This is a genomic window from Streptococcus sciuri, from assembly GCF_024814375.1.
GTDB lineage: Bacteria > Bacillota > Bacilli > Lactobacillales > Streptococcaceae > Streptococcus > Streptococcus sciuri.
Window position 1 is genome coordinate 25,012 of sequence record NZ_JANUXX010000003.1, and the last position, 13,315, is coordinate 38,326.

Annotated in this window: 11 protein-coding genes; 4 read left to right on the top strand and 7 right to left on the bottom strand. The window is 38.2% G+C overall.

Features of this window, described 5'->3' with window-relative positions; genetic code table 11:
* Positions 1-42: 42 nt before the first annotated feature.
* From ezrA to NXS10_RS03425, 3 genes are all read right to left on the bottom strand, one after another.
* Positions 43-1,767 carry a septation ring formation regulator EzrA gene (gene ezrA, locus NXS10_RS03415; RefSeq protein ID WP_259137682.1) on the bottom strand — a complete coding sequence of 575 codons (1,725 nt, stop codon included), beginning with the start codon at positions 1,765-1,767 and terminating at the stop codon, positions 43-45.
* A gap of 134 nt (positions 1,768-1,901) precedes the next feature.
* Positions 1,902-3,848, bottom strand: a complete 1,947-nt coding sequence (gene gyrB, locus NXS10_RS03420; protein ID WP_259137685.1) for a DNA topoisomerase (ATP-hydrolyzing) subunit B — start codon at positions 3,846-3,848, stop codon at positions 1,902-1,904.
* Entirely contained in the window at positions 3,848-4,408 is a 561-nt protein-coding gene (locus tag NXS10_RS03425; protein WP_259137687.1) for an HAD-IA family hydrolase, read from the bottom strand. Before NXS10_RS03425 ends, gyrB begins: the two co-directional genes overlap by 1 nt.
* A gap of 171 nt (positions 4,409-4,579) precedes the next feature.
* On the opposite strand from NXS10_RS03425, the gene adhP reads away from it, so the two are divergent.
* Positions 4,580-5,596 carry an alcohol dehydrogenase AdhP gene (adhP, locus tag NXS10_RS03430; RefSeq protein WP_259137689.1) on the top strand — a complete coding sequence of 339 codons (1,017 nt, stop codon included), beginning with the start codon at positions 4,580-4,582 and terminating at the stop codon, positions 5,594-5,596.
* 32 nt (positions 5,597-5,628) lie between these two features.
* On the opposite strand, the gene NXS10_RS03435 is transcribed toward adhP, so the two are convergent.
* Positions 5,629-6,822, bottom strand: coding sequence for an FtsW/RodA/SpoVE family cell cycle protein (locus tag NXS10_RS03435; protein ID WP_259137691.1), 1,194 nt, complete (start codon positions 6,820-6,822; stop codon positions 5,629-5,631).
* Between the two features lie 208 nt (positions 6,823-7,030).
* Positions 7,031-8,401 (bottom strand): 23S rRNA (uracil(1939)-C(5))-methyltransferase RlmD, encoded by a 1,371-nt coding sequence (rlmD, locus tag NXS10_RS03440; protein WP_259137695.1) that lies wholly within the window; start codon positions 8,399-8,401, stop codon positions 7,031-7,033.
* Between the two features lie 620 nt (positions 8,402-9,021).
* Here rlmD and recX point away from each other — a divergent pair.
* The 3 genes from recX (at position 9,022) to NXS10_RS03455 (ending at position 10,816) form a co-directional block, all read left to right on the top strand.
* Positions 9,022-9,795, top strand: a complete 774-nt coding sequence (recX, locus tag NXS10_RS03445) for a recombination regulator RecX (protein WP_259137698.1) — start codon at positions 9,022-9,024, stop codon at positions 9,793-9,795.
* 118 nt (positions 9,796-9,913) lie between these two features.
* Positions 9,914-10,447, top strand: a complete 534-nt coding sequence (gene ntdP / locus NXS10_RS03450) for a nucleoside tri-diphosphate phosphatase (protein ID WP_259137701.1) — start codon at positions 9,914-9,916, stop codon at positions 10,445-10,447.
* A gap of 60 nt (positions 10,448-10,507) precedes the next feature.
* A complete protein-coding gene (locus tag NXS10_RS03455; RefSeq protein WP_259137703.1) occupies positions 10,508-10,816 on the top strand; it encodes a DUF960 domain-containing protein in 309 nt (102 codons plus the stop codon).
* Between the two features lie 36 nt (positions 10,817-10,852).
* Here the strand turns inward: NXS10_RS03455 and thiI are convergent, their stop codons facing one another.
* Together thiI and NXS10_RS03465 are read right to left on the bottom strand one after the other, a co-directional pair.
* Positions 10,853-12,067, bottom strand: a complete 1,215-nt coding sequence (gene thiI, locus NXS10_RS03460) for a tRNA uracil 4-sulfurtransferase ThiI (protein ID WP_259137706.1) — start codon at positions 12,065-12,067, stop codon at positions 10,853-10,855.
* Position 12,068: 1 nt separating this feature from the next.
* On the bottom strand, positions 12,069-13,214 hold the full coding sequence (locus NXS10_RS03465) for a cysteine desulfurase family protein (RefSeq protein ID WP_259137709.1): 1,146 nt from the start codon (positions 13,212-13,214) through the stop codon (positions 12,069-12,071).
* Positions 13,215-13,315 lie beyond the last annotated feature (101 nt).

Genomic DNA, 13,315 nt, shown 5'->3' on the forward strand with positions numbered 1-13,315 from the left:
TTTTGAGTTAATCATAAAAAAATAGACTGGATAACCAGTCTATTATAAAAATATTCTCTCACGTGTTTTTTCATAAGAGCTAACAAAGCGATCCGTCACACCTGATTCTACAAGTTCCAGCGCATTTGAAATTTCATCAAAAGACGCAGCGTAGTTATTATCCACTTCAAACAATCTGAGCGCATGCTCAAAACTTTGCTGAATACTAGGTTCAAAACTACGGTAACGATTTGAATATTGAAGCAATTGCTCTGTAAGCACGGCATCTTGCACAACCTGATAGGCAGATTCTTCCAGATTATGAATGGCATTTGTTGCTACTTCAGACAAACGGCTCACCGACATAATATCAATGCGTTCACGACTCAACTCATCCATCAGAGCTTCTAATTGTGAACTTGTTGTAAAGAAAAGACTCATAAAATCTTGAGGAATTCCCGGTAAATTACGTTTTTCCATGAAACGTTTGATAACATACAGACGATTGATGTAGTCATCAACATTTTGTCTAGCCATTACTTCGATTTTTTTCAAATCCTGAATCTCGTGATAAAGATCCATCTGCTCATTTTCAACTTCACCAAGCTTTTTCAAAGCCTTATTAAAAAGGACTTGTAATTCTGAAAATGGCTTATCAGCTTTTTCAAAGGAAGTCACAAATGGTATAACATCATGCTCGATAGTTCCCAGCTCACGTACGAAAGGACGGACAGTCAAGTTATTATTTTCTGTTAGAATATAACGAATAGATAAGCGATGAATCTCTTTTTCTAGTTTCGTCGTATTTTCCTTAGCATGTGCAAGATATTTTGGCAAACGTTTACTGTCACGCCTAGCGACTTTTTGTGCCTCTATTTCACGCTCAAAAAGCTGATAAAGTGCATCAATCTTAGCTTGAATGCTTTCATTTTCCTCATGCGCACGATCAAGATCTAGTGTCACTAACTCAGAACCATTTGCTCGAATATCATCACGAACTTCTTGAAAACGTGCTTCAATATCCTTTTCAGGAAAATGATAGTTAGCCTCCAGAAGGTGTTTGTAACCATTTTCTAAATCATCCATCTGATCAGGAAAATCATCCTCTAGCTTGGCGACAATCGCTGGGATTTGTTCAGAAATCTGACCTAGCGCAATCGTATGCTCTTCAGCTCGATCTAACACTTCTGAAGCTTCCAAGGGATCACCTGTTGAGTTTAAAGTGACAAACTGTGAAAATTCCGCTTCGATGTTATTCAGCTGTTTTTCTATTTCTGGCATGGTTGTGCCAAAATTATCTTCATTTTCCTTGATATTTTTTTGAAGCAATTCATACAAGTCGAGTGCATGTGTCACACGTGCGCTATTTTTTTCTTCCTGCTCTTTTAAGATGGACAGAGCTTCACGGATGGCAGCAATATCCTCTTCAGCAAGAGTGAGTTGGCTATCAGCATTGTCAATTTCATGCTTTGCTTTAATAAAATTAAAAGTATTATTGAAATTTTCTGCCTCTAAGGCATGTGCTTCAATTTCGGGAAAGACATTTTTAGAAACATCTGACCATTTTTGACTCCATTCTCTAAAGGTCGTCTGACTTTGACCTATGAGATGGAGTGCTTTCACCGAATCAATTTCGTCTTGAACTGGCAAATCAAGTAGAGCTTGCTTGCGATCATCAAGGTTAGAGATGAGTGATTCATTACGCTTACGTAGAATCACTCCTGCTAGATAAGCTACTACCACAATAAGGACAATAGCTACCAGCAGCAAGATAAGTCCGCTAGACATGAGTTTCTCCTTCATCATAATGAAGTAGCCTTATAAAACATAGGCTACTTTTATTTTTTTATGCAGCGTTTTTTACTAAAATGAACGTCTACGATTATACCATATTTCCCTGTTTTTTTCAAAAAACTTTAGTATTAAATATCGAGAGTGCTATAAACAGCATTTTCTTCGATAAACTCACGACGTGGCTCCACACGATCTCCCATCAGCATATCAAAAATTTTATCTGCTTCTGCCGCATCATCCACAGATACACGTGCCATTAGACGATGTTCAGGATCCATGGTAGTCGCCCATAATTGATGGTCATCCATCTCCCCAAGACCTTTATAGCGCTGAACAGTGGGTTTAGTTCGACCATTATTATAGCGTTCAATGACCGCTTGTAGTTCTTGTTCCTGATTATTTCCCGGTTGAATATACTCTTTAATTTCACTTCCTACCTTGACACCATAAATCGGTGGTTGGGCAATATAAACGTAACCAGCCTCAAGAACAGGACGCATGAAACGATAAATAAGAGTCAGTAAAAGTGTACGAATATGAGCCCCATCAACATCGGCATCTGTCATAATAACAAGCTTATGATAGCGTGCTTTTGTCACATCAAAGTCTGCACCAAATCCAGTTCCCATAGCAGTAAAGAGGCTTCTAATTTCATCGTTTGCCAAAATCTTATCCATACTGGCTTTTTCAACATTGAGAATTTTCCCTCGGATAGGCAAAATGGCTTGAAACTCACGGTTACGTCCAGACTTGGCTGATCCACCTGCTGAATCTCCCTCGACAATGAAAAGCTCATTTTGAGCAGCATCATTTGATGAGCAGTCAGCTAATTTTCCAGGTAAGTTTGAAATTTCTAGACCAGACTTTTTACGCGTCACTTCGCGTGCACGTTTAGCAGCGATACGTGCCTTTGAAGCAAGAATTCCTTTCTCAACAATTTTTTTAGCAATCTGAGGATTTTCAAGTAAAAAGCGGCTAAAAGCATCACTAAAGAGACGATTAGTAATTTTCACTACTTCAGAATTACCCAATTTAGTTTTCGTTTGTCCCTCAAACTGTGGATTAGGATGTTTTACCGAGATAACTGCTGTCAAGCCCTCGCGAACATCGTCTCCCGTTAGATTATCATCGTTTTCTTTTAAGAGTCTATTTTTCTTAGCGTAGTCATTGATAACACGTGTCAAAGCAGTTCTAAAACCTTGCTCGTGTGTCCCTCCTTCGTGGGTATGGATGTTGTTGGCAAAACTCATAATCGTTTCGTGGTAACTCATCGTGTACTGCATAGCCACCTCAACTGTGATGCCATCCATCTCACCATCTGTATAAATCGGCTCTGCAAAGATAAGCTCCTTGTTTTCATTGATAAAGGAAACATAAGAAGCTATCCCCCCCTCATAGTGGAAAGACTGTGTCTGCTCTTTTCCCTGACGCTTATCCGTTATAGAAATTCTAAGCCCACGATTCAAAAAAGCAAGTTCTTGAACACGCTTTGCCAATTTTACAAAGTCATAAGTCGTTGTTTCTGTAAAAATAGCACTATCAGGTGTAAAATGAACAGTTGTTCCTGTACGATCCGTCTCACCAATAACTGCCAAATCTGAAACCACTTGCCCACGCCTATACTCTTGAAAATAAATGTGTCCATTCTTGTAAACTTTCACATCTAGCTGGGTTGATAAGGCATTAACAACAGATGAGCCCACACCATGCAGACCACCAGAAACCTTGTAGCCACCTCCACCAAATTTACCACCAGCATGAAGCACGGTAAAGACCGTCTCAACAGCAGGGCGTCCCGTCTTTTTTTGAATGTCAACTGGGATACCACGCCCATCATCAATAACAGTGATTGAATCATCAGACTCAATAATAACTTCGATATGGGTTGCAAAACCTGCTAACGCCTCGTCAATAGAGTTGTCCACGATTTCCCACACAAGATGATGTAAACCTTCTGACGAGGTTGAACCAATATACATCCCTGGACGCATACGAACAGCTTCTAGTCCTTCTAAAACTTGAATCTGGCTAGCGTTATATTCTTGTGCACGTTCTTCTATTTTTTCTTTTGTCATTATCTTACTATCTCCATTAAGGATTTTTTCCCATCAACTAATAAAGTCGCAAAACCTGCCGCTTCTCCAGCTTGGCAGTCAATCTTACGATCACCAATCATAACACCATTTGTTATGTGATATTTTTCTCTTAAATAAATCATACTTTCAGGACTGGGTTTCCTAGCAAAACCATTTTCAGAAGTGACTATTTCTGTAAAATAAGCTGATATTCCCGTCTTTTCAAGTAAAGAGATAACTTGTTTATCACGATGTGACACTAAAAAATTGCGCCCACCAGAAGCCACAATCTTTGTGAGCAATTCCTTGGCTCCTGAAAACAAAATGGGATGCTCTAATCGCTTTGCTTCATTCTCCCTATAAAGTTGCAAAAATTTGTTTTCTTTTGGGATAAAATGAGCAATCGCTACTGCAGTAGATTGCTTAAGATAACGATAGACCTCATCATGAGAAGCACTCAATCCAAAAGATGCTAAAGCTTCAATAAATGCTTGGGTTGACAACTCATAGTTATCTAATAGCGTACCACCTAAATCCCAAATATAATCGTCATAATACATACCTATTATTATACCATATTTTATATAAATAGTGGATTTCGATACTAATTTCCCAAAAATTTACGTGTCTTTTTCTTTAAGAAATACAGAAAAAGGTTGACAAACTTTGTGAAAAGATATACAATATATTTGTAAGCGATTCCAAAGTGGTTTATATAAGGAGGTATTATCATGAAAGCTGTCGTTGTAAACCCAAACAGCACTGGAGTTGAGGTTGTCGAACACGACATACCTGAAATAGGTTATGGTGAAGCTTTGGTCAAAGTTGAATATTGTGGTGTCTGTCACACCGATTTGCACGTTGCACATGGTGACTTTGGTCAAGTTCCAGGGCGTATTTTAGGGCACGAAGGCATTGGGATTGTCGAAAAGCTCGGTGAGGGAGTCACATCGTTAAAAATAGGTGACCGTGTTTCTATTGCGTGGTTCTTTGAAGGATGTGGTCATTGTGAATATTGTACGACTGGACGCGAAACACTTTGCCGTTCTGTCAAAAATGCCGGCTACAGTGTCGATGGAGGTATGAGCGAGTACGCTGTAGTAACTGCTGAATACGCTGTCAAAGTTCCTGAAGGTTTAGATCCTGCACAGGCTTCTTCCATCACTTGTGCTGGTGTCACCACCTATAAAGCCATTAAAGAATCTGGTGCAGCTCCTGGTCAATGGATAGCTGTTTATGGCGTTGGAGGACTTGGAAACCTCGCTGTCCAATACGCTAAAAAGGTCTTTAATACTCATGTTGTTGCTGTTGATATCAATCAAGACAAGCTTGATTTAGCCAAAGAAGTGGGCGCTGATTTGATTGTTAATGGGCATGACATCAAAGATGTCCCTGCCTACATCCAAGAAAAAACGGGTGGGTGTCATGGTGTTGTCGTCTCTGCTGTCTCTAAAGTTGCTTTCAATCAGGCAGTAGATAGCGTACGTGCCGGCGGAACGGTTGTTGCTGTTGGTCTCCCATCAGAATATATGGAATTAAGCATTGTCAAAGCAGTTCTTGATGGCATTCGTGTGGTCGGTTCACTAGTTGGTACACGTAAAGATTTAGAAGAAGCTTTTGCCTTTGGTGCACAGGGATTGGTTGTTCCTGTGGTTGAAAAAGTCCCAATAGATAGTGCTCCGCAAGTCTTTGAGGATATGGAACACGGACGTATACAAGGGCGTAAAGTTATTGATTTTAGTTTGTAAAACATTAAAAAAGCTAGGTTTTCCTAGCTTTTTTAATGTTTTTTCTGGTAATAATACTCATTCAAAAGATTTTGATTACTCATTGAAAGAACCAATCCAATGCCAATCATATTACTAATCAGAGAACTTCCCCCTTTTGAAATAAAAGGTAAAGGAATACCAGTCAGTGGCAAAATACCAAGCGCAGCTCCAATATTCTCAAAAATATGAAAACTAATCATCATGATAAAACCAGTTGAGATAAAAGTATAAAACTGATTATTGGACTTTAGGGTAACCAAAAGCATACGGTAAATAAGAAGTAAATAGAGAAGTAAAATGATACTGCTACCTAAAAATCCAAAATCCTCAGCAATCACAGTAAAAATCATATCACTTTCGCGTACAGGAACTGATAAATCTAAAACATTAAAACCTTTTCCAAACGCTCCTCCGCTACCGATGGAAATCATACCCTGCGTTTGCTGATAAGCAATGCTCTCAGAATATTTAAAAGGATCAAACCATGCTGATAAGCGATTAATCTGATAGGTGTCCATTCCCATCTTGTAGAGAAATTCCTTTCCTCCAGGAATGAGAAAAATAATCAAAAAAGCAGAGACAATAACTAACACTGCCATAATCATCGGAATTAAAATGCGACTCGAAATTCCAGAGAGCAAGACTACACCTGCTAAAATAGCCATAAAGACTATCGCTGTTCCTAAATCTTTTTGCAAAGCCAGCAAAATCATAACAGGCAGAGTTACCAATCCATAAAAAAGAAGAAACAACCAGTCATCTCTCAAATTGTCTGATGCAAATAACTTAGGACGCCACCAGACTGTCACCCTTGCAATCACTAAGATATAAGAAATTTTCATAAACTCTGAGGGCTGAAATAAAGGGGTATTAGCAATCGTTACCCAGTTTTTCGCCCCAGTCGAAGCTACCAAAGACTGACTATAAAAAATCAAGGGAAGAATCATCAGTAAAAGCCCTAACACATAAAGATATGGTGTTGCTTTCCATAAAAAAGAGGTTTTAAACATCATGACTAAGTAAGCCAGACCTCCACCAAGCAAAATCCAAACAACTTGTTGCGCCATCACGGATATTACTGTCTTTGGGTAATCATTAGTTGTTGCTATATAGATGACAATCAAGCCAATTAAAATCAAAAAAAAGACTGGCAGCAACAGACCGTAATCAATATTCTGTTTAAAAAATTGCTTGTATTTTTTCATTGTTTTCCTCTCTAAGCTTTCAAGTAAATATTATACCACTATTTCAAAAAATCTTGACAAAATTTTTAGCATTTCGCTTAAAAATAAAAAAGGAAAATACTTTTTCTTTATTCTCCTCATCTATTATTTTTCACCCAATTTATCATCGATTAAAAATAACAACTCCACCGATTATTTTATGTAAATCTCCATTCTTACACAAAATGGTTTATTCATTCTTATCTTCATTCCTTTTTTGTAGTTTCACTACAGCCTCAACCCTAGCAGTATGAGGAAACATATCTACAGACTGAATATAGTCAATCTTATAAACAGTTGCTAATGTTACAAGATCACGCGCAAGTGTTGAAGCATTACAGGAGACATAGACCATTTTTTCAGGTTGAATATCTAAAATAGTTTTGAGCAGTTTATCATCTAGTCCTGTCCGTGGCGGATCCACGATTAACGCATTTGCACAGTAGCCCATTTGATACCAGTGAGCAATTATTTCCTCTGCTTTGCCTACTTCATAAAAAGTATTTTTAAAACCTAACTTTTTAGCATTTTCCTTAGCATCAGCAATCGCCTCTGGGATAATGTCCATTCCTCGAACTTCTGCTACCTTGTCTGCAAAAATAAAACCAATTGTTCCCACACCACAATAGGCATCAATCAGCCGATCACTAGGTGAGATATCAAGGGCTTTAGCGACCTCGCTATAGAGACGATTAGTCTGCTTGGGGTTGAGCTGATAAAAAGCTCTCGGTGATAATTCAAAACTGTAATGCAACACTTCTTCTGTGATTGTTTCTTCTCCCCAAAGAATGGTGGTCTTATCCCCATAAATAGCGCTTGACTTGCTGGTATTTAGATTGAAAGCTACCGTTTTTATCTGAGGGAATTTTTGAGTCAATTCTGCAATAACATCGTCTAGATCAAGAATCTTACTTGTGATAAAAATCAACTGAATGTGATTGCTTGCTTGCCCCTTTCGTATCATGACCGTGCGTATTCCAGCAATCTTACGTTCATTGTAAATCGGAAGGTGGTACTTATCCAAGAGTTGCGTAATACGATTGACAATAGCCTGTGTCAACTCATCTTGCACTAAACAATCCGTTAATGAAACCAAGCGGTGAGAATCCTGCTGATAAAGACCTGATTTGACACTACCTCCAAAATAGCGCGTCTGAAACTGCAACTTGGCACGATAATGCCAAGGATTATCCATTCCAATCGTTGGACGAATGTCATACAACTCATAACCCTGAGGTTTAAATTTTTTCATCGCTTGTCTAATGACATCATCCTTATAAACAAGCTGCTGATCATAGCGCAAATGCATAATCTGACAACCACCACAAATTTCATAAATCGAGCAAGATGGTTGCACACGATAAGGGGAAGATTTGTTAATCGTCAAGAGACGTGCTTGAGCAAAATTACGTTTGACATCTGTAATCTGACAATAAACATCCTCTCCTGCCAGAGCACCCTCCACAAAAACGAGAGTCTTTTTGTAAAAACCGATTCCCTCTCCATTAATTCCCATCCGCTTAATTTTTAGCGGAATTCTTTGCTTTACCTTTACATTCATACTGCCATTATACCACACATCACCCAGCAGTCCAATTATCATATATAAACAATCATTCCTATAAGCTAGTAAGCCTATCTTTAGAACTTTGAATCGAGGAAAAGTGTATTTTCATTTCGAATGCCTTTCTAAATGTTTATCACACTTATTTAAAATAATCTAATCTTTTTCAAGACATCTCTTTAATTTTATCTATTTTGAGGTTTCCATCTAATTTATATTTCACATTAATTCAATATCTACAATTTTTATGGTAATATTTAGAAAATCTCTGCTAAAATTTCATCTCTCCAACAATTTAAGATTTGACGAATTGAGTCTTTATAATGATTATTAACAGCTAAAAAGATTTTTTCTTGCCTAATACATTTCAATAATTCAACAACCTCTGATATACTTAATGCAAAAATCTTTAATCCCTTAACACTGTCGGAAATTAACGTGCCATTTAATTCAATAAAAGAAGTAGCTCTAAAGAGATTTATCACATTGTCATCTAATTCATTGGCGCTTCAAAAAACTATTCGAGACACAGGAGTTATCATTCCACATTGCTAGACAATGAGAAATTGGACAATTTGTGTTAAAATAAAGACAAGAAATCGTTTTAAAGGACTCATATGAAGATTACAAAGCTTGAAAAAAAGAAACGACTCTACCTCCTAGAATTAGATGATACTGAACGTCTCTACATCACCGAAGACACCGTTGTTCGTTTTTTTCTTAGTAAGGAAAAAGTTATCAGTCAAGATGAATTAGAACATATCAAGGACTTTGCACAATTTTCCTACGGTAAAAATCTAGCTCTCCATGCTCTGTCTTTCAGACCCCGTACTGAAAAGGAGACTCGTGATTACTTGCTCAAGTACAAGGTTGATGAAGGCGTCATTACCAAAGTTATCAACAATCTTAAGGAAGAAAATTGGCTTAACGATGCTAGATATGCCAATACTTTTATTGAACAAAGATTAACATCTGGTGATAAGGGGGCATATGTCCTCCAGCAAAAACTAAAGCAAAAAGGAATTCATCAATCTATTATCGAAGAAGCCTTGACAGATAGAGATTTCAGCCCAGTACTCGAAAAAGTCGCTACAAAACTGGTCAAAAAATATCAGGACAAACTACCGGTAAATGCACTCAAGACAAAAATTAAGCAGAGCTTAACCACCAAAGGTTTTTCTTATCAAGAAGCTAAAAAAGCTGTCGATAACTTAGATCTTGAGCGAGATGAAAGCCAAGAAATAACACTTATCGAGCGAGATCTCTACAAACTCCATCGTAAGTATAGCAGACGTTATGACGGCTATGAGCTCAAACAACGTCTCATTCAAGCACTCATGCGAAAAGGCTACGATTACGCAGACATCAAATGCCATCTGAGAGATTATTAATCAGTATCTGCTATAATCTTTAAGAAATCTCTGATAATCATGCTCTCAAAGGTGCGATTTTTGTCAAATTATGGTAGACTATAGAGGATAAGTTTTAATTGTAGAAAGTTGGTAAGCCATGAAATTACCCAAGGAAGGCGACTTTATTACAATTCAAAGTTATAAACATGATAGCAGTTTGCACCGCACATGGCGCGATACGATGGTACTAAAAACAACAGAAAATGCTCTCATCGGTGTTAATGACCATACTCTAGTCACCGAAAGTGATAGCAGGCGTTGGGTAACGCGTGAACCTGCTATCGTTTACTTTCACAAGAAGTATTGGTTCAATATTGTTGCCATGATACGAGATAATGGGATTTCCTACTACTGCAACTTGGCTAGTCCTTATCTTCTTGATGAGGAGGCTCTCAAGTATATAGATTATGATCTTGATGTCAAGGTTTTTGCAGATGGTGAGAAAAAATTGCTAGATGTAGATGAATATGAATCTCACAAACGCAAGATGGGATACTCAGCAGATATTGATTACATCTTAAAGGAAAATGTCAAAATCTTAGTGGATTGGATTAACAACCAAAAAGGACCATTTTCTTCAGCCTACATCAACATTTGGTACAAACGTTATCTTGGACTGAAGAATCGTTAAAGTTGACAAAGAGGCTAGAGAGATATCTCAGTCTCTTTATTATTTTAAAAGGAGGGACTTATGGCATTTGATAATACACGTGAACGCTATACGAGTTTTGGGGTTGCGACATCATTATCACATGATTTGATTAATACGATTTGGGATATTTTGGATAATTATTTAAAGGGTGTGGTATCACTTGATGAACAATTGACTTTCCACTTGATTAAAAATGGAAACAAACTCTCTATTCAATACGTTGATGATAATAGCAACATCAGTATTGTTTTTGACTATATGGTCACTTTTGATCCTTTCTTTCCTCGCACTATCTATCTAATCGACGAAAGCGGAATTGAGACTATCTTGTTACCTTATGAATTGTAAAAAAGCTTGGTGTTTTTCCAAGCTTTTTTGTCTACATTATAGTAAATCATCAATCAATTCATCAAGCGCATCATCGGTAGCTTGTGGTGTGATTTCTATGATTTTAATGCCTGAAACAGCTCGATTAACAAGCCCCTCAATATCCAAGCGTGCTTCATATTGCTCCACATTTTTAATTTTAGGATTCGTTTTTGGACGATCAGGTGCAAAAATCGTACAACAGTCCTCAAACGGTTGTATCGAAAGGTCGAAAGTGTCTATTTTTTGAGCAATATTAATAATCTCAAGCTTATCCATGGTCACTACTGGACGGATAACAGGCGTTGTTGTTACAGCATTGATGGCTTGCATAGATTCCAAAGTTTGACTGGCAACTTGTCCTAAGCTCTCACCATTGATAATCACAAGACCACCACGCTCTTGTCTGATACGATCTGTAATACGCATCATAAAACGACGTGTCAGGGTCATAAGATACGCTTCAGGGACTTTGTCTTTAATTTCCTCTTGAATCTCAGTAAATGGTACTTCAATAAATTGGATATTCCCACCAAATTTAGTCAACTTACGAGTGAGTTCTTGCGCTTTTTTTAGCGCACCTGGGCTGGTGTAGGGAGGACTAGCGAAATGCACAGCTTCAATATCGACCCCACGTTTTAACGCAAGATATCCTGCAACAGGAGAATCAATGCCACCGGACAACATCAACATACCACGCCCAGCCGTTCCTACTGGAAGACCACCTGCTCCCTTAACATTTTCATAAGAAAGATAAGCCGCTTCTTCTCGAATTTCAATCTTAAGGTTGATGTCAGGCTGTTTCATTTGTGCTTTTATCTGTGGCAAAACATCAAAAACAGCATTTCCCATGATTTGATTGAGCTCACGACTATCTAGCTCGAAGGTATGATCGCTACGCTTTCCTGTAATTTTAAAGGTCATCCCCTCTTGATAAATAGATAACATGACATCTTGAACTGCCTTTTTGATAGCTGATACCGTCTTTTCCACCCTATAAACAGGTGAAAAAGCTTGAATTCCAAAAATCTGCTCAATCGACTCTGCTACTGGCTGATAGTTTGTACCATTAAGGTAAATATGAGCTCGGTCACGTTCAGCTTGTACGGTCACATCTGGATAAACAGATAAAACATGTTTCATATTGCTTTTAAGTTTATTAATAAAGCGCATACGGTTTTTACCCTTGGTTGATAATTCGCCGTAGCGTATCATAATTTCAGAATACTGCATACTACTTTCTAACTTTCTGTGTTTTCGTATAAATATGTTTAAAAATCGTCAAAAATTGCTCTACTTGACTCATATCATTATCATCGTCTAAACTGATACGAATTGCTGTTTGAGCTTCTTTTTGTGGCACTCCCATAGCCATCAGAGTACCCGCTGGTCTGCCTGCTTTTGAGGAGCAAGCAGAAGTTGTTGAGACGTAGATATCATGCTCTTCAAAAGCATGCACAATAACTTCACCACGTACCCCTTTGAGTCCAAAAGTGATGATATTAGGGGCAAAGTCTTGATTGCCTGAAAAAAGATGCACACCATCAAACTCTCCTAACGCTTGGAGAAGCACCTGCTTCATCTTAGAAATCTTAGCAAGAGCAATTTCTTCCTTATCAAATACCATACGCAGTGCACGTGCACTAGCTGCAATACCTGCAACATTTTCTGTCGTTGATCTTAGATGATGTTCTTGCCCACCGCCTGTAAGAAGCGGAGCAAGGCGTTTACCTTCTTTTTTATAAAGAATCCCAACGCCACGTACACCATGGAACTTATGTGATGAAAATGACGCCAAGTCCACACGACTGGTGAGATACCAACTAACAGGAATCTTGCCGATAGCCTGCACAGCATCTACGTGAAAAGTAACAGTTGGTTTATCATCCAAAACCTCTGAAATTGCTTTTATAGGTTGAATAGAGCCAACCTCATTATTGACCGCCATGACAGATACGAGAATAGTCTCCGGTGTGATGAGTTCAGCCAATGCCGCTACATCAACAAACCCACGACTATCCACTGGTGCATAGTCCACCAAAAATCCATGTTCACTAAGCCATTTAGCAGATTCCTTGATTGCTGGATGTTCAATATCTGACACGATAATATGACGCCCATACCGCTCTTTTTCAAACGCCACCCCTTTTAGCGCCCAGTTATCACTCTCAGTACCACCTGATGTGAAAAAAATTTCATGATATGACACACCAAGTAAATCCGCTACTTGCTTGCGACTCGCCTCAAGGATACGAGTCGCATTACTTCCTAAGTGATGAAGGCTCGAAGGATTGCCAAAAATTTTCGTTGCTACCTCTTGATAAGTTCTTAAAACCTCATCATAGGGACGTGTCGTTGCAGCATTATCAAAATATATCATTTTTTATCTCTTCTCGATGTAAATCTTTTGCGAGTCAAACTCGTTAATCCTTATCATTATAACATATCCTGAGACTGCGGTCAGCATTTTAAAATGAAGTT